Source organism: Streptosporangium sp. NBC_01469 (assembly GCF_036227305.1).
In the GTDB taxonomy this organism is placed as follows: Bacteria; Actinomycetota; Actinomycetes; order Streptosporangiales; family Streptosporangiaceae; genus Streptosporangium.
Window position 1 is genome coordinate 1,700,062 of sequence record NZ_CP109465.1, and the last position, 24,539, is coordinate 1,724,600.

The 24,539-nt window shown below is 68.6% G+C and carries 25 protein-coding genes, 1 tRNA gene and 2 pseudogenes; 14 read left to right on the forward strand and 14 right to left on the reverse strand.

Annotated elements, in window-relative coordinates; genetic code table 11:
- Positions 1–30 precede the first annotated feature (30 nt).
- Positions 31–104: transfer RNA gene (locus OG587_RS07550), tRNA-Ile, on the forward strand.
- Positions 105–415: 311 nt separating this feature from the next.
- Here the strand turns inward: OG587_RS07550 and OG587_RS07555 are convergent.
- Both OG587_RS07555 and OG587_RS07560 read right to left on the reverse strand, forming a co-directional pair.
- Positions 416–682, reverse strand: a complete 267-nt coding sequence (locus OG587_RS07555) for a hypothetical protein (RefSeq protein ID WP_329088136.1) — start codon at positions 680–682, stop codon at positions 416–418.
- Between the two features lie 17 nt (positions 683–699).
- Positions 700–996: a hypothetical protein gene (locus OG587_RS07560; protein WP_329088139.1), complete on the reverse strand. Its 297-nt coding sequence runs from the start codon at positions 994–996 to the stop codon at positions 700–702.
- A gap of 143 nt (positions 997–1,139) precedes the next feature.
- Between OG587_RS07560 and OG587_RS07565 the strand changes: the two genes are divergently transcribed.
- Positions 1,140–2,399 (forward strand): XRE family transcriptional regulator, encoded by a 1,260-nt coding sequence (locus OG587_RS07565; RefSeq protein ID WP_329088141.1) that lies wholly within the window; start codon positions 1,140–1,142, stop codon positions 2,397–2,399.
- An 87-nt stretch (positions 2,400–2,486) separates the two neighbouring features.
- Positions 2,487–2,957: an NUDIX hydrolase gene (locus OG587_RS07570; RefSeq protein WP_329088143.1), complete on the forward strand. Its 471-nt coding sequence runs from the start codon at positions 2,487–2,489 to the stop codon at positions 2,955–2,957.
- Between the two features lie 163 nt (positions 2,958–3,120).
- On the opposite strand, the gene OG587_RS07575 is transcribed toward OG587_RS07570, so the two are convergent.
- On the reverse strand, positions 3,121–3,804 hold the full coding sequence (locus OG587_RS07575) for a hypothetical protein (protein WP_329088145.1): 684 nt from the start codon (positions 3,802–3,804) through the stop codon (positions 3,121–3,123).
- Between the two features lie 157 nt (positions 3,805–3,961).
- Positions 3,962–5,017 carry an IS110 family transposase gene (locus OG587_RS07580; RefSeq protein ID WP_329088147.1) on the reverse strand — a complete coding sequence of 352 codons (1,056 nt, stop codon included), beginning with the start codon at positions 5,015–5,017 and terminating at the stop codon, positions 3,962–3,964.
- A gap of 383 nt (positions 5,018–5,400) precedes the next feature.
- On the opposite strand from OG587_RS07580, the gene OG587_RS07585 reads away from it, so the two are divergent.
- Positions 5,401–5,856: a hypothetical protein gene (locus OG587_RS07585; RefSeq protein WP_329088149.1), complete on the forward strand. Its 456-nt coding sequence runs from the start codon at positions 5,401–5,403 to the stop codon at positions 5,854–5,856.
- A 334-nt stretch (positions 5,857–6,190) separates the two neighbouring features.
- A pseudogene (locus tag OG587_RS07590) lies at positions 6,191–6,379 on the forward strand (IS5-like element ISDge16 family transposase); the annotation flags it as partial.
- 74 nt (positions 6,380–6,453) lie between these two features.
- On the opposite strand, the gene OG587_RS07595 reads toward OG587_RS07590, so the two are convergent.
- Positions 6,454–7,209: a DinB family protein gene (locus OG587_RS07595; RefSeq protein ID WP_329088152.1), complete on the reverse strand. Its 756-nt coding sequence runs from the start codon at positions 7,207–7,209 to the stop codon at positions 6,454–6,456.
- Between OG587_RS07595 and OG587_RS47075 the strand changes: the two genes are divergently transcribed.
- Positions 7,163–7,498 (forward strand): DNA methyltransferase, encoded by a 336-nt coding sequence (locus OG587_RS47075; protein ID WP_443075503.1) that lies wholly within the window; start codon positions 7,163–7,165, stop codon positions 7,496–7,498. The two genes, OG587_RS07595 and OG587_RS47075, sit on opposite strands and share 47 nt — an antisense overlap.
- A gap of 948 nt (positions 7,499–8,446) precedes the next feature.
- On the opposite strand, the gene OG587_RS07605 is transcribed toward OG587_RS47075, so the two are convergent.
- Entirely contained in the window at positions 8,447–9,052 is a 606-nt protein-coding gene (locus tag OG587_RS07605; protein ID WP_329088156.1) for a TetR/AcrR family transcriptional regulator, read from the reverse strand.
- A 105-nt stretch (positions 9,053–9,157) separates the two neighbouring features.
- Between OG587_RS07605 and OG587_RS07610 the strand changes: the two genes are divergently transcribed.
- The 4 genes from OG587_RS07610 to OG587_RS07625 are packed head-to-tail and all read left to right on the forward strand — an operon-like array spanning position 9,158 to position 11,925.
- Positions 9,158–9,760 carry a TIGR03086 family metal-binding protein gene (locus OG587_RS07610; protein WP_329088157.1) on the forward strand — a complete coding sequence of 201 codons (603 nt, stop codon included), beginning with the start codon at positions 9,158–9,160 and terminating at the stop codon, positions 9,758–9,760.
- The gene (locus OG587_RS07615; RefSeq protein ID WP_329088159.1) at positions 9,754–10,149 is read left to right on the forward strand and encodes a hypothetical protein; all 396 of its coding nucleotides are present in this window, start codon (positions 9,754–9,756) and stop codon (positions 10,147–10,149) included. The genes OG587_RS07610 and OG587_RS07615 overlap by 7 nt, the downstream gene beginning before the upstream one ends.
- Positions 10,146–11,216, forward strand: coding sequence for a patatin-like phospholipase family protein (locus OG587_RS07620; protein WP_329088160.1), 1,071 nt, complete (start codon positions 10,146–10,148; stop codon positions 11,214–11,216). The genes OG587_RS07615 and OG587_RS07620 overlap by 4 nt, the downstream gene beginning before the upstream one ends.
- 43 nt (positions 11,217–11,259) lie before the next feature.
- Positions 11,260–11,925: a helix-turn-helix domain-containing protein gene (locus OG587_RS07625; protein WP_329088162.1), complete on the forward strand. Its 666-nt coding sequence runs from the start codon at positions 11,260–11,262 to the stop codon at positions 11,923–11,925.
- 157 nt (positions 11,926–12,082) lie between these two features.
- Here OG587_RS07625 and OG587_RS07630 read toward each other — a convergent pair whose 3' ends face one another.
- The 3 genes from OG587_RS07630 to OG587_RS07640 all read right to left on the reverse strand — a co-directional run bounded on the left by OG587_RS07630 (position 12,083) and on the right by OG587_RS07640 (position 15,535).
- Positions 12,083–13,555, reverse strand: a complete 1,473-nt coding sequence (locus OG587_RS07630; protein WP_329088164.1) for a serine hydrolase domain-containing protein — start codon at positions 13,553–13,555, stop codon at positions 12,083–12,085.
- Positions 13,556–13,633: 78 nt separating this feature from the next.
- A complete protein-coding gene (locus OG587_RS07635) occupies positions 13,634–14,296 on the reverse strand; it encodes a response regulator transcription factor (RefSeq protein ID WP_329088166.1) in 663 nt (220 codons plus the stop codon).
- 51 nt (positions 14,297–14,347) lie between these two features.
- Positions 14,348–15,535, reverse strand: a complete 1,188-nt coding sequence (locus tag OG587_RS07640) for a sensor histidine kinase (RefSeq protein ID WP_329088168.1) — start codon at positions 15,533–15,535, stop codon at positions 14,348–14,350.
- A gap of 429 nt (positions 15,536–15,964) precedes the next feature.
- On the opposite strand from OG587_RS07640, the gene OG587_RS07645 reads away from it, so the two are divergent.
- On the forward strand, positions 15,965–16,795 hold the full coding sequence (locus tag OG587_RS07645) for an NmrA family NAD(P)-binding protein (protein ID WP_329088170.1): 831 nt from the start codon (positions 15,965–15,967) through the stop codon (positions 16,793–16,795).
- An 18-nt stretch (positions 16,796–16,813) separates the two neighbouring features.
- On the opposite strand, the pseudogene OG587_RS47080 reads toward OG587_RS07645, so the two are convergent.
- Positions 16,814–16,921 (reverse strand): annotated as a pseudogene (locus OG587_RS47080) (IS982 family transposase); the annotation flags it as partial.
- A gap of 108 nt (positions 16,922–17,029) precedes the next feature.
- Complete coding sequence (locus OG587_RS07650) at positions 17,030–18,058, reverse strand: aldo/keto reductase (protein ID WP_329088172.1); 1,029 nt, start codon at positions 18,056–18,058, stop codon at positions 17,030–17,032.
- 143 nt (positions 18,059–18,201) lie between these two features.
- On the opposite strand from OG587_RS07650, the gene OG587_RS07655 reads away from it, so the two are divergent.
- From OG587_RS07655 to OG587_RS07665, 3 genes are all read left to right on the forward strand, one after another.
- Entirely contained in the window at positions 18,202–18,849 is a 648-nt protein-coding gene (locus OG587_RS07655) for a TetR/AcrR family transcriptional regulator (protein WP_329088174.1), read from the forward strand.
- Positions 18,850–18,918: 69 nt separating this feature from the next.
- The gene (locus OG587_RS07660) at positions 18,919–19,851 is read left to right on the forward strand and encodes a DUF2332 domain-containing protein (RefSeq protein WP_329088176.1); all 933 of its coding nucleotides are present in this window, start codon (positions 18,919–18,921) and stop codon (positions 19,849–19,851) included.
- Positions 19,852–20,130: 279 nt separating this feature from the next.
- Complete coding sequence (locus OG587_RS07665) at positions 20,131–21,537, forward strand: SDR family oxidoreductase (protein WP_329088178.1); 1,407 nt, start codon at positions 20,131–20,133, stop codon at positions 21,535–21,537.
- Between the two features lie 11 nt (positions 21,538–21,548).
- Here the strand turns inward: OG587_RS07665 and OG587_RS07670 are convergent, their stop codons facing one another.
- From OG587_RS07670 to OG587_RS07680, 3 genes are all read right to left on the reverse strand, one after another.
- The gene (locus OG587_RS07670; protein ID WP_329088179.1) at positions 21,549–21,671 is read right to left on the reverse strand and encodes a hypothetical protein; all 123 of its coding nucleotides are present in this window, start codon (positions 21,669–21,671) and stop codon (positions 21,549–21,551) included.
- Positions 21,668–23,470, reverse strand: a complete 1,803-nt coding sequence (locus tag OG587_RS07675; protein WP_329088182.1) for a thiamine pyrophosphate-requiring protein — start codon at positions 23,468–23,470, stop codon at positions 21,668–21,670. The genes OG587_RS07670 and OG587_RS07675 overlap by 4 nt, the downstream gene beginning before the upstream one ends.
- A 127-nt stretch (positions 23,471–23,597) precedes the next feature.
- Positions 23,598–24,479 (reverse strand): SDR family NAD(P)-dependent oxidoreductase, encoded by an 882-nt coding sequence (locus OG587_RS07680; RefSeq protein ID WP_329088184.1) that lies wholly within the window; start codon positions 24,477–24,479, stop codon positions 23,598–23,600.
- Between the last annotated feature and the right edge of the window lie 60 nt (positions 24,480–24,539).

Below are 24,539 nucleotides of genomic sequence, written 5' to 3' on the forward strand. Positions count from 1 at the left end.
CGGGTGCGAGACCGTTCGTCTGTGTGATGAGGGGCTATAGCTCAGACGGTTAGAGCGCTTCCCTGATAAGGAAGAGGTCCCAGGTTCAAGTCCTGGTAGCCCCACTTTGGAGATAGGAGATCTATGGTCGCGGCTTTGCCGCTTCCATAGGTCTCCTTCGTCGTTCACACGGGGGGACGACCCCCCGAACCCCCCGGTGTGGGGGCCAGGCCCCCACGCCCCCGAGCTTCGCGCATGGTTGTCGAGACACTGCCGAGTTCGAAGATCCAACGGTTCAGTTCGGCTCCGGGGGCAGACACGTCCCGGTCTGATGCGCTGGGTCTGGCGGCGGGGGAATGGGCCAGAAGCCTGCATGGTGGCCCCTGGTAGGCGTGGCGACGCCGTCCCTCCGAAGCACACGCCGCCACGCCCGTCTCTACCGGGCTTTCCCGGACAGCAGTGCCATCCAGGTCGCCCGAGCTTTGGCGATCGACCAGCGGTGGCTCTCGTCCACCCGGTGGCCGTCGTCGAGTTGAAGGGTGCGCCGGATGAATCCCTGCCCGCCGCCCTGGAACAGCTCGTACACCGTGGCCCGGCACCCGCACGTCCACGCCACCGGCCGCACCCGCTCCAGGACCCGGTCGGGTGTGTGCCAGTCGAGTCGGACATGATCGCGTTGTGGCATGCCCAGGTGCGGGCTCACGCAGGTCTCCAGCACCATCACAACGGTGCCGCTTCTGCGCTCAGCGCTCTCAGCGGGGGCTCGGGGTGCGTTGTGCGGAGATCGGCGTAGCGAGTGGCGATCCGGCGAGCCGCCGTTGCCGGATTCTCTGCTGGATGTGCCGCGTACTTCCTGCGGCCTGTACGCGCGGAGTGCTCGCCGTTCCACCACCTGAAGTGGAAGCCGTCGGACCAGACGAGCAGGTCCACCCACACACTCAGCAGGGCCGCGCCGTGACCATGGTGGACGTCGGAGATGATGCCGAGACTCTCAAGCTCCGCGTGAAGTTGTTGCATCGAGCGCAGAGCCGGATCCTCAGCCGTCGGAACCCGTGAAGTAATCATCACGTTCAGCTAAGCCGCCGCGCTCCGGCAGGGCACGATGACAATGGGAGACAGTCAGGGATACGGCTGTATCCGCGAATATCCGGAGGTGAACGATGGGCACCCCAGGAACGCCCCCCGAGTGGGCCGTACGGCTGCGCGATGAGCGCAAGGCCAAGGTCGGCACCGTGGCGGACATGGCACGTCGGCTCAAGGAAGCCGCCGGAGAACAGCGCGGCAAACTGCCCAGCATCGACGACCTCACGCGGACCATCCGGGGATGGGAACGCGGCGACCACTACCCCAGCGAGCGCTACCGCCTGCTGTACGCCCGCGCACTGCGGAGCACCGAGGCCGACCTGTTCGACCTCGCCGAGCGCCCCAGCCTCCCGGTGCCCGCGCTGCCCCTGCCGACCGTCGCACCCGACGCCGATCTGTTCGAGCGGATCGCCCGCAGCGTCCAGCAGCCCAGCCGGGTGGATCAGCGCACCGTGGACTGGCTGGCGACCTGTCTTGCCGAACACCGCAAGGTCGAAGACACCATCGGCTCGCGTCCGTTGCTCGGCATCGTGCGGCAACAGCTCGGCGTGGTGGTCGAGCTTGCCCAGGGCGTCCGCGGATCGCTGGCCGACACGGTGGTGGACCTGGCCGCGCAGTACGCCCAGTTCGTCGCGTGGATGTCGCTGGACGTCGACGACCAGGCCGCCGCGCTCGCCTGGTACGACCGCGCGCACGACTGGGCGTTGGAGATCGACGACGTGAACATGGCCATGACCACGCTCAGCATGAAGGCTCACCAGGCATGGAGTGCGGGCAATGCCCGCAGGTGTGTCCGGCTCGCCGACGCGGCCCGCTGGCACGACGGCCGAGTGACACCGGGTGTGCGGGGAATGGCCGCGCAGATGGCCGCCCGAGGTCACGCGCTCGCAGGCGACGCCAGGCCCGCCCGCACGCTGTTGGACGAGGCCGAGGCCCTGATCCGCCAGGCCGCCGAGCACACCGACGACGAGCCGGTGTGGATGTACTTCTACGACGAGACGTGGTTCCGCCTCCAGCGCGGCATGACCGAACTGCACCTTGCGAACTGGCCCAAGGCGATCGACCTGCTGACGGACGGGCTGTCCGGCCTGCCGGAGAGCTACAAGCGGGATCGTGCCTGGTACGGCTCATGCCTGGCCAAGGCCCACGCCGAAGCCGGAGACGCGGCGGCGGCCGTGCAGGTGAGCCTGCCCGTCGTGGCTGACGCTGTCGAACTGAACCGCCATGCCCGCAGGGAACTGGTCGCTGTCGCGGCCCTTCTCCGGCGGAGAGAGTCACCTCAGGCCGCCACCTTGCAGGAGGCTCTTACAGCTGCCGACCGCACAAGCGGGGGCTGATTCTCACGAAAAGAACTGTTCGACGCCTGGGTCCCCGGGTTCGAAGCCGTGTGGAAACAGTCCCGACTACCCGGCGAGGAGCGGTAAGTGGCCCGCACCGAGTACTACGACGATCCCGACGCCCCCGGGCCGAACAGCCTGGTCGTGGGGGTGTCCGCCGTGGTCGTCGACGACCGGGGACGCATCCTTATGCAAAGGCGTACCGACAACGGGCTGTGGGCGCTACCCGGAGGCGGGATGGATCTCACCGAGTCGGTGCCGCAGGCAGCCGTACGGGAGGTGAAGGAGGAGACCGGCTACGACGTCGAGGTGACCGGGATGGTCGGCCTCTACACCGACGCCCGGCACATCATCGCCTACAGCGACGGAGAGGTACGCCGCCAGTTCAACGTCTGCCTGACGGCCCGTGTCGTGGGCGGAGCGCTCGCGATCAGCGACGAGTCGACCGACGTCCGCTGGGTCAGCAGGGAAGAGATCGACAAGTTGTTGATGCACGACACCCAGCGACTCCGGATCGGGCACTTTCTCGACGGGGCGGCCTCACTGTACATCGGCTGAATCGGGATGTCCTGAGCTTGAGATTTAACCTCTCTCAGGCAGCCAAAGTCGTCTCTGCACTCGTCAAGGGCGGAAGAAGATCCAGCACGAGAGCGGAGATAGGGTTCCGGAACACCGGTACCACCGTGGGGTGACTGGGCAGTGTTCCCTAACCTCTCGTGCCTTAGACCCCGTGGCTGGCTGCATCCGGCGTCAGCGCGAGCACGCCGGTTCCCCGGACCTTTGTCTCGCGCGTCAAGGTGAACGGGCTGACGCCGTACGCGGCGGCGATCTCAGGGGCCAGGTGGAAGGCGGCCCATGTCCACTCCTCGATCTGTTCACTGCTTGCGGTTTGCAGGTCTCCGTCGGCCGGAAGCCCTAGTTCCAAGCGTCGTGCCTGTTCCTGGGGCAGCGGATCGCCGAGGGTGAGCAGTTCGTCATCCAGCTCGCCGGTTGCCGCGTACCGGCGTACGACGCTGCCGTGCTCGGCCACCAGCCATGCCGAGCCGTCTCCTTGCTCGCCGTAATAGTAGGCCTGGGCCCCTCCGTAGCGGGCACTGAGCGCCTTGCACAACCTGAGCACATCCTCGTGACGCTCGCTGTCGCAAGGATCGCACCAGGCCCCGATGACCAGGGTCCAGCTGTCTACTTCGGGGGTGACAAAGACTCGCGACAGGTGATGGCGATCATCCGGGTCGCCGTGTGCATCGGCGTCGATCACTTCTTGGGCTTCGGTGAACGTGATCGGCCTGGGCGAGGACAAGCCCAAGACTTCCATTACGCCTGCCTGGTCACCGGTCGGGACCGCGATCCAGTGGTTCCAGCACATTGAGACCGGCTCAGGCCAGTTCTTCACCTCTGCCCGCACAGGCCCACTATGCCAGGTCCATCAAAGCGGCCGGTGCGGAGATTAAATCTCAAGCTGAGTGACCAACTGACCGGAAAATAATCCACCTCAGCCAGGCAGGCGGCAGCGGACCCCGGCCGGTGGTCATCGGTTCGGGGTTTGCTGAGAGCGGTATGAGTCAGGCGGCGGAGGTCAGGGTGACGGTCAGACCGAGTGCTTCGAGCTGCCGGACATGGGTTCGGATCTTCTTGTCCTTATCCACGCGGTTGGCGTGGTAGTCGGCTCCTAAATCGAAGTAGCGGGTAGTGGGGTCGGCCAGCAGGTGCCAGATGATGACCAGGATCGATCGGGCGATGGCGACCAGGGCTTTGAGCTTGCCGCGGCGTTTGACGATGCGCCGGTAGCGTTCGCCGAGGAAGCTGTCGGTGCGCGAGGCCACGGCGGCGGCTTGGCCGAGGACTCCTTTGAGGTAGGGGTTGCCCTTGCCGGTCCGGCCGCCGGTGGGACTCTTGGCGCCGGACTGGATCGTTCGCGGGGACAGTTTCGCCCAGGAGACCAGATGACCCGCGGTGGGGAACCGCTTCATGTCCAGGCCCACCTCCGCCAGGATGACGTGGGCGACTGCCGGGCTGATGCCGGGGATGTCGTCAAGTCGTTCGACTGCCGATAGCGCCCGCCGGCTGATCGCGGCACCCTCGAGATGGTCATCGGGGCTTGCGTGAACGTCGCTGTTGTCTGGCTCACGCTGCGCCTGGGCGGCGGGTAGATCCTCTAACAGCTGCTCGATTCGCGTGGTGAGCTTGGTGATCTGGGTCTCCAGGCCGTCGATCTGGGCCAGCAGCATCGCCGCGAGCTCGGCGTGGTGATCGTCGAACCGACCGGTGAGCGCCTCGAGCAGCGCGGGAATCTTGGCGCGCATCCTGCCGCGGGCCAACTCGGCCAGCACCCGTGGATCGCGTTCTCCCGCGATGAGCGCCTCGATCATGTCCCGGATGGAGGCGGTGGTCAGTCTGCTGGACACCGCCGTCACCTTGATCAGGGAGTCTTCCAGCAGCTTTTCCATCCGTAGCCAGTATCGGGTCCGCTCGACGGTCAGGTCGCTGCGCATCCGCGTGTAGTCACGCAGCGTCCGGATCTCTTTGGGGGGCACGAACGAGGGCCGGACCAGACCTTTCTCGGTGAGCTTGGCCAGCCACACCGCATCCAGTTTGTCGGTTTTCGACCGGCCCGGCATTCCTCCCCCGCCCCCGATAGCTGCCAGATTGTGTGTCCCGGCCGAGGGACACGAACACTCCGGTAGCGGGGCGGGGGAGTCACGGCCCGCAACCCTGAAAACTGTTCAGCGAGAGCGGAGACGGCCGGCGCAATGCCGAAGGCACCCCGAAAGAGGCCACGAAGCGGTTGGGCCGACGGTCGCAGCGGCAGGTGGCAGCGCGTACCAGGGGCGGGTGCCTTCGGGTCGGCGGGTGCGGCGAGCGGCGAGCTTACGCCCTGCCGTCCCGGCCAGCGGGCCGGGCCGGCCGCCAGGGCCGCACGCCCGGCTCGAAAAAAACCAGAAAAGAAACTCTGAGCCAATCCCCGACTACGTGGCACTTCTCGGACAGGAAGCGAGGCATCATGACCACACGGCGCAGCCGGGGAGACGGCGGCCTGCACTGGGACGAGACCCGCGAACGCTGGATCGCCTCGGTGACCGTCGGCTACACCCCCGCCGGAAAGCGCATCGTCAAGAAGGCCGACGGCAAGACCAAGACCGAAACCAAGGCGGCGGCGCACGCCGAAGCCCCGTCTCCTCTGTGCGAGGAGCGGGGCTTCGTCAGGGGTGATTGGGGCGCCTTTTCAGCTTCCAAACATGGCCGGACGCTCGCCCTGCCACTTCGGCGGCCGTCCCGGTGGGTGCTAGAAAGGACCGTCGGAGCACATCATCGGCTTGCCGTCGATGACGCACGGGTACCACTTGAGGTCGCGCGGCTGGGCCTGGGCGGCGCCCGCGGTCGCAAAACCGACGATCATCAGCGCCGCGGTGGTGGTGGCGGCGAGGGCGACCGTACGCCTGACAAGAGTTCTCATTGAATCCCCTTCCATCGCTGTGTGTTCCAGGATCAAACCAAGAGCCTCTGCAAACCCACTTGTAAGTCACTGGGAGGGGCCGAGGATGTCTCCGTCCTGCTCGACTTCGGCCGGTCCGAGCCGTACGCGACCGGAGTTCCTCGTCGGCACTCCCACGGACGCATCACGGTCGGCGAAGCGGCCGTCAGGGTTCATGGATGCTGCTGACAGTCCTTGGCGGATGCGGTGCGTGGCCGGGAGCGGGCCAGGCCTGCAGTGGTTATCTCGTGGAGCACGACGGGTTCAGGCTGCTCGTCGACTTCCGCCTGTTTGAGGCTCGTGTACGACGGGACGATGCCGTAGTGGCCGCCCGGTCAGCCATGATGCAGAGCTCTACCGGCAGCGCAAAACGGCTGAGCGGTGCATAAACCGGATCAAAGAGTGGCGCGGGCTGGCCTTCCGCTTCGACAAGACCCCCGAAAGCTACCTCGCGGGCCTTCATCTACGCGGAGCCATCTTGTGGATTCGAAGCCTTCAACCCACCTGAAGATCTGAAGTCCATACAGGCCCTAGCAGCACGCAATGCGGCTGGAGGTCATTTCCGGCCGGGTCGGCGCCAGTTCAGGCACCGGCCTCGAGCACGGCGAGGTCGCGCACCGCATAACGGTGATGCTCGGCCTCTTCCTTCAGCACCACCTTGAGGCAGCGGCGCACGACGTACTCCTGGTCGGGATACGGGTCCGCCGGCCTGCGACCGCATACCCGATCGAGCTCGGCCTCGGTGAGCCCGTCGACGACACGCCGCATCGTGGCCATGCGGGCGAGCCGTGGCGCGAGCACCTCGCCGAGCGTCGGGGTGGCTTCGAGGGTGAGACCGAGCTTCGCCGTCGCGTCGGGCGGCATCCCGCCGTAAGGGAAGCCCAACGGGTGGTACGGCGCTTCCTCCTCCAGCACGGCATTGCCGAGCCAGGCATCGCCGGCGAACAGCAGGTGCCGTTGGGTCTCGACCAACGACCACTCGCCGTTGACCTGCTCGTGCAGCTTGGCCTCGGGCAACAGCCTGGCGCGGTGGAGTGTCGCCGCCCACAGCGTCTCGATGGCATCCCAAGCAGCCCGATAGTCGTCGGGGGACGCGGCGTCACGCGCCAGCACCCGCGTGGGGTGCCGCCGGTCGAGCTCGGCCTCGACGTAGGCGGTCACGTCGACGTCGTTGACGACGAGACGCTCGAAGTCGCCACCGAGGTAGACGTCGCTCCCATAGCAGTCGACGATCTTCAGACCGCTGACCTCGCAATCGCGGATCTCGAGACCGGCAAGGTCGCACAGGTGGATGCGGGCACCACGGAACCGGTCACTCTGGGCGTACTCAGCAGCCATCGAGGCAGTCTTCCGCACCCGTCCCGCCCGCGCCACCTTTGGCAAGGTTCTTGGCCATCAGGGCCAGCCAGGCCGGGTGGTGGCCGCTGGCGATGAAGTCGGCCATCTCCTCAGGCGGCCACTCCTCGATCCGTTCTCCGGAGCGGCAACAACGGCTCTTGCCGCGCGGCAACTCGGACGGCAGTTCATCGGCATCGAGCTGCACGAGGCCTACACCACTCATCGAGTGCTGGAGTCTTACAGGAAGGTGAGCGATGGCGTGAAGCGTCACTGGCAACTTAAAAAGTGATGTTCAAGCTGTGAGGTGAAGGTCTCCAGCGGCATCCCACCTGCTGTCGATGTGGACTGATCTCTGTCACCTGATCAGGGGTGATCCCGCTAACGAACGGCTAACAAACGATCAAAAGGCCAGATCCGTGATCTCCGGATCTGGCCGCTGAGCTGGTGAAACTATGTGGGGCTACCAGGACTTGAACCTGGGACCTCTTCCTTACCAGGCAAGGCGGGTGGGGGCAGGACCATGGGCTATACCCGCTCCCACCTGCGCATACGGTCCACGGTGATCCACCGACGTCCAGCATTGTCCGGGGTCGTTGTCACTCAGTCTTCCTGACCTTTCACGGACGCCACACAGGCGCGAAAATGGGGGCGGGTTGCTCGCCGACGCCGGTACTAACGTGGGACACCTGGATCCCGTCACTCAGTCTGGCGCTGGGGCCCGACCTTCATGGGTCACGCACTGTTGCTTTGAGCACGCCGGTCAGAATGTTCGGCTCCCGACCGAGGCCCCCGAGCAGCCCGCCACCCACCCCTCGATCCGGTAAGGAGCGATCACCAGTGGCGATGAGAGAGCCCGTGGAGGTTCCAGATGAGGAGCATGAACACCTCATCGGCCGGGTCGCGGCGATCGATGTGGCCAAGGCGTTCGGCACGGTATGCACCCGGATGCCGCACCCATCCACGTCCGGGCGCCGGATAACCAAGGTGTGGGACGTGGAGGCCACCATGAACGCGGTCACCGAACTCGGTGACCGGCTGGCCGAGGTGGGCGTGGAGAAGGTCACTGTCGAATCGACGGGCGACTACTGGCGGATCTGGTACTACGTGCTGGAAGCCCGGGGCCTGAACGTGCAGCTGGTCAACGCCCGCGACGTCAAACTGGTGTGCCCCTGGTCTTGTGGAGACCAAGGTCCCCATCTAAGCCGGGGCGGTTCGCCGAGCCAGGACTCCGGAGTCTTCATGGGCCGATCATCGCGGTGTCGAGGTGTTTGCGGATGGCGGTTCTGGCCCGCTCATAGGCGTTCGCGTCGTCGTGCAGCAAGGAGGTGACGTTGGCGGCCTCCAGGAAAGCGATCAGCTCGAAAGCGAGCTGATCGGCGTCCGTGTCGTCGGCGATCTCGCCGAGCTGGCGGGCATCGTCGATGGCGCGTGCCACGAAGCGGGCCCATTCGAGGCCGGCCTCGGCGATGGCATTCCGCACACGGCCCGGCCGGGCATCGAACTCCGCGGTGACGGCGAAGAAGAAGCAGCCGCCCGGAAAGACCCGCCGCTGCGAGTAGCCCAACCAGTTCTCGCACAGTCGGCGCACCCGCCCCAGGCCCGGCGGCACGGTCAATGCGGGCTGGACGACCTCGTCGACGTACACGCCCGTCGCGGTGCGGATCGTGGCGAGCTGAAGCTCTTCCTTGGAACCGAAGTAGCCGAACAGGCCGCTCTTGCTCATGCCGAGATCGGTGGCCAGTCGACCGATCGACAGCCCTTCCAGCCCGTCCTGAGAAGCGATGTCCGCCGCCCGGCGCAGGATCACGTTGCGTGCTCGCTCGTCCCGCGGCCTTCCCGGCATCTTCGACCTCCTTTGTACGAACGTTCGGTTCAGAATAGCCGCTTGACGTTAAGCGTGATACGCCCTTAATCTAAGCACGAACGTTCGTACAAAGAAGGGTTGGCGATGATTGCTCCCACCGCTGTCGATGTCCAGGACCTGGATCGGCGCGCCTTGGACATTGCCGGAGAGGTGATCGCCCAGGTCACTACCGCGGACCTCGATCGGCCCACACCGTGCGCGGCGTGGAACCTGGGCGAACTGTTGTGGCACATGGTCAGCGAAAACCGCAGCTTCGCCGCCGCCGCGGGCACACGGGCGCGGTGGTCCATCGAGGATGGCGGCGACCTCGGAACCGACCCGCTCCGCGCCTATCACGACTCCGCCGCCGCGGTCACGGCGGCGTTCGCCGCCCCGGACATCTACGACCGTCAGATCGAAGTCGGTGCGTTCGGTGTCTTCCCTGGCCGGATCGCCATCGGCATGCACTTCGTTGACTTTCTCGTGCACGGATGGGATGTCGCGGCGAGCATCGGCGTGCCCTACCGGCCCGACCACAAGCTGGCCGGATCCGCGCTGGCGGTAGCCGCCCGGTGGCCTGACACATCGCAGACTCGCGGTCCGGGCGCCGCGTTCGGCGTTCGCGTTCCGGTGCCCGGCGACGCGCCGGACTTCGAGCGGCTGCTCAGTCTGCTGGGCCGCTCCCCGTCGTGGCAGGCGTCATGCTGAGAACGCGCTGGACTTCTGGGCAGGCGGCCGGCGTCGTCGGCCCGGTACTGGTGAGCGTCACAGACTTCCGGGTCAGTCGGCTACACGATCTGCCCGGTGTCTACCAGGCCGGGCTCAGCCTGCGCCGTGACTGGCCCTGTCTGCCCGGAGCGGTCGGCATGTGGCTGTGGACGGAGCCGCTACGGGGCAGATGCGGCTCGGTGGCGATCTGGCAGAACGAACAAGCCCTGCGCGATTTCGTCGCCTGGCCGGACCATGTCACCATCATGCGGCGCTACCGAGGGCGGGGACGGATCAGGTCCGTCACCTGGACAGCCATTCAACCCGACCGCGGCATCTGGGCACAGGCCCACTCCTACCTGTCCGGCGACGGTACTCCGACACCATGACCGGCGCCGCGAAACGAGAAGGGCATACGCAACGCGAACCGGTGACCGAGCCCGGCCGGCATGAGGTGCTGCGCGTCCTGGCCGACCGGGTCCGCCGCGGCAGCCGCCCGGGTGAGCGCCGAGACGGCCACCGGGTGGCCCTGGCCATCGAAGGCGGCGGCATGCGCGGCACGATCTCCGCGGGCATGGCCCTCGCCCTGTACGAAAGCGGAGTGACACACGCCTTCGACGCGGTCTACGGAGCGTCGGCAGGGGCCATCACGGCGGCCTGGCTGCTCAGCGGAACTCCCGAGCACCTGACCGGCTGGGCCGAACCCATCTACGCGAGAGCGATGATCCGCCCGTCCAACCTGCTGCGCGGTCGGCCGATGGTCGATGTGCGCAACCTCGTCGAGTACCTGTACCGCGAGGTGGCCCGGATGGACTTCGACGCCGTCCTGACCAACCCCGTCGAATATCACCCGCTCGCCACCGATGTCCGCACCGGGCGGTCCACCGATCTGCGCCCGCATCTGACCGGTCCCGCCGAACTGCGGTTGGCACTGCGAGCCAGTGCCGCACTGCCGTTTCTCGCCGGTCCGCCCATCGAACTGGCAGGGCGGCTCTACTACGACGCGGGGCTCACAGAGCCCATCCCCTACCGCACGGCCCTGGCACAGGGTGCTAGCCATATCCTTGTCCTGCGGTCCCGTCCCGCACCTCCGACCAGAATCGGAACGCCGGCCGCCGGACCCGACGCGCGCCCGTCCTACGGGGCACGCCTGATCGCCGTGACCGTTCTACGGCACCATCCGGAGGCACTGCATCGAAGTTTCTTCACACGCGGCCATCGCTTGCTACACGACGACGCGCTGCTCGCGCAGTATGACCAAGCCGCGCCGCCGATGACCCGTCCGCCCGCCGGCAGCCAGGCCCCAGCGGTATTGTCCGTGCGTCCCGGGCCTGATACCCCGCACATCGGTCGCCTCACCCGCAACGGCAAACCCCTCAAAGCCGCGCTCGAAGCCGGCCGCGCGGCTGTCAACCGTCTGCTGCAACCACTCGGCCGGCTGACCGCCGCGCCGTAGGCGCGACCGGCACGCACCGGGAACCGAGTGCGCCGGGGCTCCCATGGCACCCAACGAGCGCCTACGGTCCGCGTTGCTCAGCGCGGGCATCAGTGTCCGGCAACTGGCCGAGGCGGTAGGAGTTGATCCCAAGACCGCCGAACGATGGGTCAACACCGGCCGCACGCCGCATCCGGGCATCGCCCACCGAGCCGCGATCGTGCTCCGGGAAGACCTCGCCCACCTGTGGCCCGCGATCGAGCAGGGGCGGCGACGTCATCGAGGGAGCGGTGAACTGGTCGCCGCCTACCCCACCCGGGCTTCCGCGCCTCTGGACATGTGGCGGACCCTGTTCGAGCGCGCGGAGCAGCGCATCGGCATCCTGGTCTATGCCGCGAACTTCCTGCACGAGTCGTGGCCGGACTTCAACGACCTTCTTGCGTCGAAGGCGCGGGAGGGGTGTCGGGTGCGCATCCTGCTCGGTGACGCCGACTCGCTCGTCATCCGGGGCAGGGGCGCTGAGGAGTTGTTCGGGCACGGCATCGAGTCACGCTGCCGGGTGGCGCTTATGCACTACCGGCCGCTGACGGAGTCGTCGAACGTCGAGCTAGTGGCCAACTGGGTGACACCGACCACGGACGAGGTTGGACGTCGGTGGATCACCATGGGAGGACACGTTCGGGAGGAGGCCGGTAACGCCGACTCAGAAGTAAGCAGCAGCGATGGATGAGATCCGAGCTCGAATCGGGACCGCCTCGGACTGTCGGTGAGGCCTCGCCTCGCGTCGTCGTCGAGCACCAGGGCGACGTCGTCGCTCAGTGGCACGCCAACGACGGACTCTGACCGGCAACGCCTCATGAATCCTCAGTCCCAGGTTCCCGCCCAGATCAGCTGTCCGCCGTGGCCGGCTGTACCGGTGCGAAGGTCGCCTGACCGGCGCGGCGGAAGCACCAGAGGCGACGGCCAAGCGCGACCGCCCCGAGCACGCAGCAGGAGAGACAGAAGAGCGCCAGCAGCGGCAGCAGCCAGGCGGTGACGATCCAGTACTGGAAGCTGAACGCCCCCCAGACCAGCGTCGGCAGCACCGCGCCCAGCACCGTCACCAGGGCAAGGGGCACGAGCCGCAGAACCAGCCTCGGCCGGCGCGCCGCGCGGCGTCGCGAGGCCCAGCGGCGCGCTCGGACGGTCGCGGTGACCAGCAGTGCGACCATCCCCACCGTGAGCCCGAGCAGGACCGCGTTCACGACGGTGAGCGGGTTGCTCATCGGCGTTGCCGGTGCCCCGATCCGTTCGGCGAGAAGGTTGGTCGAGAGCAGGCTGGGATCGCCGCCGCTGTTGGTGAGGACGAGGGCGGCCACACCGGTCTTGGGCGAGAAGACCATGTCCCCGGTCCACGTCGCCAGTGTTCCGCCGTGGCCGATCACCGACGGCGGGGCGTCTGCCGCGACGGGTCGTGCCTGCCAGCCGAGGGCGTAGTCGCCGGCCTTCGGCTGGACGGTGTGCAACTCGGCCAGGGAGCCGGCACTCAGCAGATCCGCCCCGAAGGTTCCCTGGTTGAACCGCAGCCACCGCACCATGTCGTCCAGGGTCGAGATCACCCCGCCGTTGCCGACGCAGATCCCCGGCATCTCCGGTGCAGCGACGGCCACCCCGAGAACGACCTCGTACCCGGACGGCAGATCCTCGGCACGATCGGAACACCCCAGCGTCGAGCTGGTGCCGGTCATGCCCAGCGGCGTGAACAGCTCGGTGTGGAGGAAGGCGTCGAAGGACTTCCCCGACACCACCTCGACGATCCTCGCCGCGATCGAGTAGTTGGTGTTGTGGTACTCCGAGCGGGTGCCCGGATCGGCGGCCAGGATCTTGTCGGTCAGCCCGGCCACGATTTCCCGCGCGCCGCGTGCAGGCGGGAACACGTACTCGTTGTTCGTGCTGTTCGACAGCCCCGAGGTGTGGCTGAGGACCTGGCGCACGGTGATCCCGGTGAAGCGCGGATCGGCCATCCTGAAGTCGGGCAGGAGCTTGACGACCGGGTCGTCCAGGGAGACGCGGTCACGGTCGACCAGCAGCATGATCGCCGCCGCCGTCATCGACTTGCTCATCGACGCGATCCGGAACCGTGTCCGTGCCGTCACCGCGTTGCCGTCCCCGTCCCGGCCGCGGACGATCGTCTCGACCGACGACCCGTCGATCACGGCCGCCGCGACACCCGGCGTGCCGTAGACGGAACGGTAGTCGTCGACCAGCCGTTCGCCGGTGGCATGGGCCGGTGCCGTCCAGCCGAGCAGCACGGCGACGAGCACACCGCCGAGGACGAGGAGGGAGGTCACACGAGGAAAACGCAGACGTAGGAAATGCATGACGGCGAACCTAGGCCGGGCGTCACCGGCCGACATCACCCCAAGGGGTGAGACGGGACCACCCGGCAGGATGGAATCTCAGTCAGGCAGATCGTTGCGACCCACAAGCCCGTTCTCGTACGCGTGGATCACCGCGTGCACGCGGTCGCGCAGGTTCAGTTTCTGCAGGACGGCCCGGACGTGCGACTTCACCGTGTTCTCGCTCAGCACCAGTTCCGCGCGAATCTCGCTGTTGGACCTGCCGCGGGCGAGCAGGCCGAAGATCTCGACCTCGCGTGGGGTGAGGCTGTTCAGGGCTGCCGTCCTTCGCATCGGCACCTGCCGTACGAGATCGAGGATCGTCGCGGCCACCCCCGGGGCCAGCGCCGACGTCCCGGAGGCGACGTCACACACGGCCTGGGCCAGGGCGGCGGGCCGGACGTCCTTGGTCAGGTAGCCGCTCGCGCCGGCCCGGATGGCGGCCACGACCAGTTCGTCGTCATCGAAGGTCGTCAGCATGAGCACCCGGGTCGCCGGTGCGATCCTGACGATCTCCGTCGTGGCGGTGACCCCGTCCATGCGCGGCATGCGGATGTCCATCAGTACCACGTCGAGGCGGTGCCGCCGGACGACCTCGATCGCGTCGCTGCCGTCCGCGACGTCGTGGGTGACCTCGATGCGCTCGTCGGCCGACAGCACCGTACGGAGCGAGGCCCGCAACAGCTCCTGATCGTCGACGAGCATGACACGGATCCCGGTCATGGGACCTCCTTCGTCGGCCTCATGACCAAGGTGCTGTGCTTGCTGATTCCCTCACTTCGTTCGGTCATTCCCCTCCTTCGTGGGGAGCCGCGCCCGCAGCGCCCACCCCTCGTCCCCGTCGTCGATCGACAGGGTGCCGCCTGCGGTACGCACACGTTCCTCGATCCCCATCAAGCCGGTCCCCTGGCTGCCGACGTCGCGAAGCGCCTTGCCGCCGTCGTCGCGCACCTCCACCACCACCTCGGCCGGGGTCCAGCGCAGGCGGACGGTCACCTCGACCGGTGGTTCGAGGTGGCGCAGCGCGTTGGTGATGCCCTCCTGCACGGTACGGACCGCCGCGACCTCGGAACTCAGGCTCAGTGGCCGTCGCTCCCCCACCTCCGCGAACGTCACCGCATGGAGCGGGCTCGCCGCCGAGGCCACGAGGTCGGGGAGGGCGTCGAGCGAGATCGGGACCTCTCTGGGCCGGGAATCGGCGCGCGGCGCCACGGTGGCCGGGCCCAAGGTGGCCAGCATCGCTCGCAGACCTTGGTGGGCGTCCCGGCCGGCCTCGGCGATGTCGCCGAGTTCGCGGCGGGTCGCCGGATCCGCCGTCGTCACCGCCGCGGCCTCGATCCGCGCGACCATGACGGTGACCGTGTGGGCGATCACGTCGTGCAGGTCGCGGCGGATGCCGGCCCGTTCGTCCGCGACCGCCGCGACCAGTCGTTCGCTCTCGGCTCGTCGGCCGGCCTCGTGCCTGCGGCGTACCATCAGGGCCGCGAGCCACACACCGCCGACCACGAGCATCAGCAGCCCGCCCTCGACCAGGCGGGTCCACCCAGGGATGTCAGGGAGCAGCCGGGCCCACGCCACCCACTCGGTGAGGACGATCCCGAGCGCGGCGACGGCCAACGCGACCACCGAGGACCTGACCGAGACCAGGCTGGTCAGCCGCCACAACGTCAGGGGGAAGCACACGGCCGAGGGCAGCATGTTCGGTGACCAGCCCAGAAAGGGCATCGTCACCAGGACGAGCATTGCCAGCGCGCCGATCGCGTACCCCACCCACGGCCGTCGATGGACCACCACCGCTCCCACATGGAGCAGGACGGCGGCACCCGCCGCGGCGAAGATCTGCCACAGGTCCGCGCCGAGATGCCGGACGCCCACCAGGATGATCACCGTCGGGAGAGCCAGGACCGCGTGCGCCACCACCGTCGCCGCCGGCCATGTGCTCCGGCGCGGGGAGGCTGTCACGGTCGTCGCCTCCCGGTGGGATCGTGGTGGGGAGCCGTGCCCGGCTCGACGTGCCACAGGATAGCCAGCAGCGGGCAGGCCGATTCTGGTGCCCCGCCACGAACCAGCTGGACTGGACCGGTAAGAGTCGAGCAGCCGACAACCGTGAGGGCGGACTGAGCTTCCCCCGCAGGACGGACATGGGTTCGGGTCCTTTGTCCCTGTCCACTTCGCCCAAGAGACCAGATGACCCGCGGTGGGGAACCGCTTCATGCCCGGTCCCACCTCCGCCGGGAGTTCCTACCGGGACCCCCACTCCGGGCGATCACCGGGTCAGGTGACCGGCCGGGCCGGTCGACGGACTGACGGGCACACCGGTGGTCGGGCGGGCTTCTTGACCTCAAGCGCAGTTGAGCTCCTAGGGTCGTCGGTAACGGAAGGAACTCAACTGTGACGACACTGATTACGGGTGCCACCGGGAACACCGGCAAGCACGTCGTGGCAGAGCTGGTCCGTCGAGGAGAGAGCGTTCGGGCACTGACGCGGAATCCGGCCGCGGCCGCAGGAAGGTTTCCGGCCGAGGTGGAGCTGGTGGCCGGCACGCACACGGCACCGGAGAGGCTGAACGCCGCCCTCGATGGTGTCAGCCGGTTGCACATCACGGTGACGGCGGGGCTTGCCGAGGTCGGGCCCGAGTTGGTGCGGCGGGCGGTTGGTGCGGGTGTGCGGCGTATCACCGTGGTGTGGGGTGGTGGCGTGGGACCGGTCGAGGAGGCTGTGGCGGACTCGGGTGTGGAGTGGACACGCCTGGAACCGCAAGAGTTCATGTCCAACACGTTGAACTGGATCGAATCGATTCAGGCCGAAGGGATCGTGCGCGAGCCGTACGACTTTCCCAGCGCGCTCGTCCACGAGGCCGACATAGCGGCGGTGGCAGCAGTCGCGCTGCTCGACGATGGCCATGCGGGGCGTGCCTACAACCTCACCGGGCCCGAATCGCTGACCCCGCGTGAACGGATCGCAATCCTGTCTCAGGCAACCGGCCGCGACATCGTTTTCGCCCCGATCACGCACGAACAGGCCGTCGACAGGCTGATGGCCACCGGTGTGTCACGGGCGGACGCCGACTATGTCATCGGCTGGTACGCCGCTCCCAACGAAGACTCCACGACCGTCGTCGACACCGTCGAGCAGCTGACCGGCCGCCCGGCGCGCACGTTCGCACAGTGGGCGGCCCAGCACGCGGAACGCTTTCAGGCGCCCCGCACCGCTTCCGTCTAGACGAATAAAGTCCGGTCGGTGGTCGTAGGCGATCAGTGACCGGGTGACGGGCCGGCCGGTGGCGCGGTCGTGCCAGATCGCGGCGGTCAACGCCAGGATCCGCCGAGCGACGCCCGGCCCGACGCCCGGCCCACTGCCGACGCGCTCCACGGGTGGGCTCACCAGCCGGTACGCCTCGCCCTACCCGTTCTCAGTCTTAGGACTTACTCGTCGCGGTCCATCGCTTCGACGCGGTCAGGCGGCGGCGCGTTCGTCGACGGGTCGGCGGCGGAGGTTCGAGCGCTGGAGGGCCGGGGGCAGGTAGGCGGCCTCGTCGAACGTGCCGACATCGGTGCCGGGCGGAACGATCTCGTCGATCCGGTCGAGGATCTCGTCGGTGAGGGTGACGTCGACGCCGGCGAGCAGGTCGTCGAGCTGCTCCATCGTGCGCGGCCCGATGATCGCGCTGGTCACGCCGGGATGAGCGGTCGCGAACGCCATCGCGAGGTGCGTCATCGGCAGGCCTGCCTCGTCGGCGAGCGGAATGATCTGCTCGACGGCGTCGAGCCGGCGCTCGTCACTGAAGCTGGTGAAGCGGGCGGCGCGGCGGAGGTCGGTCTGCCGGCCCTTGCGGATGCGCCCGGTGAGCATTCCCTTCGCGAGCGGGCTCCACACCAGCGTGCCCATCCCGTAGCGTTGGGCGACGGGCAGCACTTCGGTCTCGATGCCGCGGTTGAGGATCGAGTAGGTCGGCTGTTCGGTACGGAACCGTTCCAGGCCGCGCCGCTCGGCCACCCACTGGGCTTCGACGAGGTCGGAGGCGGGCATCGTGGACGACCCGATCACCCGGACCTTACCGCTGTGGATCAGGTCCGAGAGCGCCGAGAGCGTGTCCTCGATGTCGGTGTCGGGGTCCGGCCGGTGGATTTGGTAGAGGTCGATGTGGTCGGTCTGCAGGCGACGCAGCGAGTTCTCGACCGCGGTCATGATCCAGCGCCTTGAGTTGCCTCGCTGATTGGGATCGTCACCCATCGGGAGATGCAGCTTGGTCGCGAGGACGACGTCGTCGCGACGCCCCTTGAGCGCCTTTCCCACGATCTCCTCCGACTCGCCGCGGGAGTACACGTCGGCGGTGTCGACGAAGTTGATCCCCGCGTCCAGCGCTTTGTGGATGATGCGGATCGAGTCGTCGTGGTCGGGGTTGCCGATGGCCCCGAACATCATCGCGCCGAGCGCGTAGGGACTGACCCTGATGCCGGTCCGGCCAAGCGTGCGGTACCGCATGCGGTTTCTCCTGGGGTTGTGGTCGAGTGGGGTTGTGGTCGAGGTGTGGCCGGCGCTCTCGCATGCCGTACCCTGGACCGAAGTGGAACGTCTTTCCGGAACTATACGGAAAGACTTTCCGGTTATGCAAGTGAAGGAGGGTCGTGACGGAGAACACGGCGCCGACCGGAGTCGACTCGACCGGCTCCGCGGGTCCGGGCGCACTCGAACGCGCGCCGCGTCGGCTGCGCGCCGACGCGCAACGCAACGTCGACTCCTTGCTCGAAGCGGCGAAGGCCGTCTTCGGCACGTCGGGCGTGGACGCGCCCGCGAAGGAGATCGCCGATCTGGCCGGTGTCGGAGTCGGAACGCTGTACCGGCACTTCCCGCAGCGCTCAGACCTGGTCAAGGCCGTGTTTCAGCGCGAGGTGGACGCCTGCGCCGACGCGGCCCCGCTGCTGGCCGCGGCGCACGAGCCGGGAGTGGCACTCGCGAGGTGGCTCCACCGGTACACCGAGTTCCTCGCGACCAAACGAGGACTCGCCACAGCGCTTCACTCGGGCGATCCGGCGTTCGACGCCCTGCCCGGCTACTTCATGCGGCGACTCGGCCCCACCCTCGGGTCACTGCTCGAAAGCGCGACGGCCAGTGGCGAGATCCGTACCGACATCAGCCCCCAGGACCTCCTGTACGCCGTCGCCAATCTCTGCATGTCCGTGGCGGACGAGGGAGTCGCGTACAGCCAACGCATGGTCGCGCTCCTCGTCGACGGACTGCGCTACGGCGCCGATGCGAGCCGGCCTCGCTCCTGAAGGCGTGCACGGATCGGTTCATTCCTTCCCGAGATATCAAGCCGCGCCCCTCTGCGTGATAATTCGGACATGACGACTGCCGCGAGGTACGCCGAGTTCGCCGCGCGCGAGGCGTGCGGCGTGTCGACGACATACGAGCGCCTGTCGCTCGCGGTCTCCCGCGACGATGAGGTGCTCGCGCTGCTCGGCACGCTCCCCCCGGTCAAACGGCAGCCGAACCTGCTGTTCGGTGTCGTACGGTTCCTCGGTGGCGAGGTCGAGGACCCGGCCGGGTTCCACGACTACACGGTGGCGAACTGGCCGGCGATCGAGGCGGAGATGCGCGTCCGGGCCACGCAGACGAACGAGGCCGGGCGGTGTGCCGTACTGCTGCCGGTGCTCGCCGCGCTGCCACAGCCGCTCGCGCTGCTGGAGGTCGGCGCGTCCGCCGGGCTGTGCCTCTACCCCGACCGGTACGCCTACCGCTACGGCGACCACGTGGTCGGCTCCGGCGAACCGGTCCTGGAGTGCGCGGCCACCGGAGTGGTGCCGCCGTCCGGCGTACCGGATGTGGTGTGGCGGGCCGGCCTGGATCTGAACCCGCTCGATGTGAGCGACCCCGCGGACCTCGCATGGCTCGACGCCCTCATCTGGCCGGAGCACGCGCACCGCCGCCCCCGGCTGCGGGCCGCGGCGGCCGTCGCGGCGGCCGAGCCGCCACTGCTCGCGTGCGGTGACCTGGTGGACGACCTGCCGGCGCTGGCCGCCCAGGCGCCGGCCGGCGCGACGTTGGTGGTCTTCCACACCTCGGTGATGTACCAGGTGCCCGCGCCGCGGCGGGAGGCGTTCGCCGAGGTGGTACGCGGGCTGCCCGGCCACTGGATCGCGAACGAGAGCCCGGACGTGCTGCCCTACGACACGCTGCCCGAGTCGCCCGGCGGGGCGCTGCACGTCCTCGCGCTGGACGGGACGCCGCTCGCCTGGACCCGGCCGCACGGGCAGGAGATGATGTGGTTCGCGTGACTTCTTCGGACGGGTCCTGGAGGACACCGCACGGCGGACACGTCAGGCCGTCCGAGACGTTGGCGACGATCCTTCGATGTGCCGGGACGGGCCGCGTGTGACCCTGTCCGGGGACGTCCACGCACCGACTGCGGGCTCGTCGTCGCCTTCGCGCCGGTGACGCCGTACCTCCGGCCGCGCTACCTCAGGTGAGCACACCGACCACGAGAATATTAACCCTTTAGGATGTTATGTCGCTTTTGTCGGGGTAAATCGACTCTGCATGATGGGAGCCGAGCCATGACAACGCGAGACGGACGACGCGTCGTAGTGATCACCGGAGCCAGCGCGGGCATCGGCCGGGCCACCGCCCGCCGTTTCGCCGCCAGGGGCGACGCCGTGGCGCTGATCGCGCGAGGTGCCGACGGCCTGGAGGGGGCCGCGCGCGAGGTGCGCGAGGCGGGCGGCGAGGCGCTGGCCATCGCGGCCGACACCGCCGACCACGACCAGATCGATGCCGCCGCGGGGCGGGCCGAGGACGAGCTCGGTCCCATCGACGTGTGGGTGAACGTCGCCTTCTCCTCGGTGTTCGCCCCCTTCACGGAGATCACACCCGAGGAGTTCCGCCGCGCGACCGAGGTCACCTATCTCGGCTTCGTCAACGGCACCCGCGCCGCGCTGAGGCGGATGCTCCCCCGCGACCACGGTGTGATCGTCCAGGTCGGCTCGGCGCTGGCGTATCGGGGGATCCCGCTGCAGAGCGCGTACTGCGGAGCCAAGCATGCCATCCAGGGATTCAACGAGTCACTGCGCTGCGAGTTGCTGCACGACAGGAGTGGCGTACGGGTCACGATGGTGCAGATGCCGGCGGTCAACACGCCGCAGTTCGACTGGGTGCTGTCGCGCCTGCCCGGCCACCCCCAGCCCGTTCCCCCGATCTACCAGCCCGAGATCCCCGCCGACGCCATCCTCTACGCGGCGGAGCATCCGCGGCGGCGCGAGTACTGGGTGGGCGTCTCGACCGCCGCGACGCTCCTCGCCAACGCGGTGATCCCCGGACTCCTGGACCGATACCTGGCCTGGACGGGCTACGACTCCCAGCAGACCACCGAGGTGACCCACCGGGACCCTCCCAACCTGTGGCGCCCGGCCGACGACGAACCCGGTACCGATGAGGGGGCGCACGGTTCCTTCGACCGCAGGGCCATAACGCACAGCCCCCAGCTCTGGGCCTCCCAGCACCACGGACTGCTCGCGGCGGCCTCGGCCCTGACGGCGGGGCTGGGCGCCCTGGCGTGGGCGCGCGGGCGCAGGGCGACGGGCACGACGCGGCGCGGGTCGTTCGGGGAGCGATCCGGCGGGAGGATACCGCCGGTGCGGACGATCGAGGTCGCACGCGCGGCATGGGGGCTGGCGCTGCTGATGGCGCCCTCACAGGTGCTCCGCGCACTCGGAGGGAGAGGGAATCGCAGGGCGAAGGCCGTCGCCCGCCTGCTGGGTGCCAGGCAGCTGGGCCAGGCGGCCTGGTCGGGTCTTCGGCCCAGCCAGGAGGTGCTCACCGGTGGCGCGGTGATCGACCTGGTGCACGCCGGAACCGTCCTGGCGCTCGGGGCGGCCGACGGCCGGTGGCGCCGTGTCGCCCTGTCCGACGCGGGGGTCGCCCTCGCCTGGAGCCTGGCCGGACTGCGCGACAGCGGCAGGCCGTGACGCCGGTGGCGTCACGTGTCACGGGAGGGTACCCGCCGCCCCGCCCCGATCGTGGCCGAGTCCCAGGCCTGCGTCCCGTCCGTCGGGACGGTGTAGGCGCTCGCCTCGACCGCCTCGACGAGCGGGCCGGTCACCTGCCGCCGTTGTCGCGGTGCGGCAGGAACTCCTGCATCTTGGTCTTGATCCCCTCCCGCAGGACGCCCCAGCGGTTCTCGTCGCCCCGCAGGAGCGCCTCGGCGGAGTTCTTCATCTGCTCGAAGGTCGCGTGCGGCGGGATCGGCGGCACGTCCGGATCGACGTACACGTCCAGGAGCACGGGCCGGTCGGCGCCCAGCGCCCGCTCCCAGGCCGGCGCGACCTGCTCGGGGCTGTCGACGGTGAGGGCGCCCATGCCCAGGCTCGCGGCGAAGGAGGCGTAGTCCACGTCCGGCAGGGTCTGCGACTGCGGGAACTTGGGCGAGCCCTGCATGGCGCGCATCTCCCAGGTGACCTGGTTGAGGTCGTTGTTGTGCAGCACCGCGACGATCAGCCGCGGGTCGGACCAGTCGCGCCAGTAGTGCTTGACGGTGATCAGCTCGGCCAGGCCGTTCATCTGCATCGCCCCGTCACCGGCGAACACGATCACCGGACGGTCCGGGTGGGCGAACTTGGCGCCGATCCCGTACGGCACGCCCGACCCCATGGTGGCCAGCGTGCCCGACAGCGAACCGCGTACGCCGTCGCGGAAGCGCAGGTTGCGGGCGTACCAGTTGGCGGCCGAGCCGGAGTCGGCGGCGACGATCGCGTTGGGGGGCAGCAGCGGGGACAACTCGTGGAACAGGCGCATCGGATTGACCGGCTTGGCCTCGACCATCGCCTCCATCCGCATGGTCTCCCACCATCGCTCGACGCCGGACTCGATGCACCGGCGCCAGGAGCGGTCCCGCTTGCGCTTCAGCAGCGGGATGAGGGCCCGCAGGGTGACGGCGGCGTCGCCGACCAGGTTCACCTCGTAGGGGTAGCGCATGCCGATCAGCTTGGGGTCGATGTCGATCTGCACGGCCCGCGCCTGGTCCAGGTCCGGCAGGAACTGGGTGTAGGGGAAGCTGGAGCCGACGGTGAGCAGCGTGTCGCAGCCGATCATCATCTCGTAGCTCGGCCGGGTACCCAGCAGCCCGATGGAGCCGGTCACGTACGGCAGCTCGTCCGAGAGCACGTCCTTGCCCAGCAGCGCCTTGGCCACGCCCGCCCCCAGCAGCCCGGCGACCTGCCAGAGCTCCTCCCGGGCCCCCCGGGCGCCGGAACCGGCCAGGATCGCGACCCTCTCACCGGCGTTGAGCAGATCGGCGGCGTAGTGGAGCGCCGCCTCGTCAGGAAAGGTCGTCGGCCAGTCGATCCCGATGCTGGAGGGCACCATCTTGAACTCGTGGCCCGGCGCGGAGTAGTCCAGCTCCTGCACGTCGGCGGGCAGGATGATCGCGGTCGGGGCCCGCTCGGCCAGTGCCACGCGGATCGCCCGGTCCAGCACGTTCGGCAGTTGCTCGGGCACGGTGACCATCTGCACGTAGTCGCTGGCCACGTCCTTGTACAGCGACAGCAGATCGACCTCCTGCTGGTAGGAGCCGCCCATCGCGCTGCGGTTGGTCTGGCCGACGATCGCGAGCACCGGGACGTGGTCGAGCTTGGCGTCGTAGAGGCCGTTGAGCAGGTGGATCGCGCCGGGCCCCGAGGTCGCCGCGCAGACCCCGAGGCGCCCGCCGAACTTGGCGTAGCCGACCGCCTCGAACGCGCTCATCTCCTCGTGCCGCGCCTGGACGAACATCGGCCGGTTCCCGGCCCGCCCCCAGGCGGCGAGCAGGCCGTTGATGCCATCGCCCGGATAGCCGAAAACCCTTTCGACCCCCCACTCGCGCAGGCGCTCCAGCACATAGTCGGCAACGGTCGTCGAAGGCATCGGTCATTCCCCCTCAGGCGGTCAAACGACCGCTCTCACCTCGGGGTATACCCCCACCTCCGCCCGGCCCACCGGCCGGTTCCGGTTCGACGTCCTCGCCGCCTCGGGCACATCGGATCTTCCACGGTCACGTGCCGCCGGGCCGGCGGGTGTCGTGGAGGAGTTCGGCGGTGGCGTCCCACAGCGCGCGTTGGATCGCCTCGCCGCGGCCGATCTCCGGGCACTCCAGTGGCCTGGCGGTCTTGGCGGCGAAGTAGCCTCCCGTGACGCCGGCGAAGGCGGGGTCGGTCGCGAGCCTCACGATGATGTCGGCGCCGTGCCGGGGGTCGCCGATGTTCAGCCGGGTGAGGACCTTCTCCAGGGTCCGGGCGAGGGGGAGTTCACGGCCGAGCCCGGTGGTGTTGAAGCCCGGACACAGGCAGGTGACCGCGACGCCCGTGCCCTCAAGGCGGCGACCGAGTTCCTGGGTGAACATGATGTCCATCAGCTTGGTCCGGCCGTACAGCGGGCCCGATCCGCGGCGGGTGAAGCCCGCCGTGTCGGTCAGGTCCTCGAACGGGTCGATGGTGCGGGTCCGGAGTGAGGCCCGGGAGGCGACCGTGACGATCCGGGCGGGGGCCGAGGCGGTGAGCTTGTCGCGCAGGGCGTTGGTGAGCACCCAGGGGGCGAGGTAGTTGACCGCGGTCATCTCGGCGAATCCCTCGGAGGTGACCCGCTGGGAGAAAGCGTGCAGACCCGCGTTGTTGATCAGTACGTCGATCCGGGGGTAGTGCGCGTCGATCCGCTCCGCGGAGCGCCGGACGTCGGCGAGCAGGGAGAGGTCGGCGAGGAAGACGTCGACCGGGGTGCCGGGGGCGACCTGTTCGATCTCCCGGCGCAGCGCGTCCGCTTTGGACCCGCTGCGGGCGATGATGCCGAGGTGGGCGCCGGTGCGGGCCAGATCGAGAGCGGCCAGGCGGCCCAGGCCGTTCGTCGCGCCGGTCATGACGATGACGGGCCGGGTGTCCATGGGTTCTTCCTTCCAGGGAGATAGTGAGGTACCTCATTAAGATAGCATTCGATGAGGTAC

Coding starts and splice junctions, on each gene's coding strand:
- OG587_RS07560 (WP_329088139.1), bottom strand. CDS start 996: ATGCAACAACTTCACGCGGAGCTTGAGAGTCTCGGCATCATCTCCGAC.
- OG587_RS07565 (WP_329088141.1), top strand. CDS start 1,140: ATGGGCACCCCAGGAACGCCCCCCGAGTGGGCCGTACGGCTGCGCGAT.
- OG587_RS07580 (WP_329088147.1), bottom strand. CDS start 5,017: ATGCCGGGCCGGTCGAAAACCGACAAACTGGATGCGGTGTGGCTGGCC.
- OG587_RS07585 (WP_329088149.1), top strand. CDS start 5,401: ATGACCACACGGCGCAGCCGGGGAGACGGCGGCCTGCACTGGGACGAG.
- OG587_RS47075 (WP_443075503.1), top strand. CDS start 7,163: ATGCGGGCACCACGGAACCGGTCACTCTGGGCGTACTCAGCAGCCATC.
- OG587_RS07595 (WP_329088152.1), bottom strand. CDS start 7,209: ATGGCTGCTGAGTACGCCCAGAGTGACCGGTTCCGTGGTGCCCGCATC.
- OG587_RS07605 (WP_329088156.1), bottom strand. CDS start 9,052: ATGCCGGGAAGGCCGCGGGACGAGCGAGCACGCAACGTGATCCTGCGC.
- OG587_RS07610 (WP_329088157.1), top strand. CDS start 9,158: ATGATTGCTCCCACCGCTGTCGATGTCCAGGACCTGGATCGGCGCGCC.
- OG587_RS07615 (WP_329088159.1), top strand. CDS start 9,754: ATGCTGAGAACGCGCTGGACTTCTGGGCAGGCGGCCGGCGTCGTCGGC.
- OG587_RS07620 (WP_329088160.1), top strand. CDS start 10,146: ATGACCGGCGCCGCGAAACGAGAAGGGCATACGCAACGCGAACCGGTG.
- OG587_RS07625 (WP_329088162.1), top strand. CDS start 11,260: ATGGCACCCAACGAGCGCCTACGGTCCGCGTTGCTCAGCGCGGGCATC.
- OG587_RS07630 (WP_329088164.1), bottom strand. CDS start 13,555: ATGCATTTCCTACGTCTGCGTTTTCCTCGTGTGACCTCCCTCCTCGTC.
- OG587_RS07635 (WP_329088166.1), bottom strand. CDS start 14,296: ATGACCGGGATCCGTGTCATGCTCGTCGACGATCAGGAGCTGTTGCGG.
- OG587_RS07650 (WP_329088172.1), bottom strand. CDS start 18,058: ATGCGGTACCGCACGCTTGGCCGGACCGGCATCAGGGTCAGTCCCTAC.
- OG587_RS07660 (WP_329088176.1), top strand. CDS start 18,919: ATGACGACTGCCGCGAGGTACGCCGAGTTCGCCGCGCGCGAGGCGTGC.
- OG587_RS07665 (WP_329088178.1), top strand. CDS start 20,131: ATGACAACGCGAGACGGACGACGCGTCGTAGTGATCACCGGAGCCAGC.
- OG587_RS07675 (WP_329088182.1), bottom strand. CDS start 23,470: ATGCCTTCGACGACCGTTGCCGACTATGTGCTGGAGCGCCTGCGCGAG.
- OG587_RS07680 (WP_329088184.1), bottom strand. CDS start 24,479: ATGGACACCCGGCCCGTCATCGTCATGACCGGCGCGACGAACGGCCTG.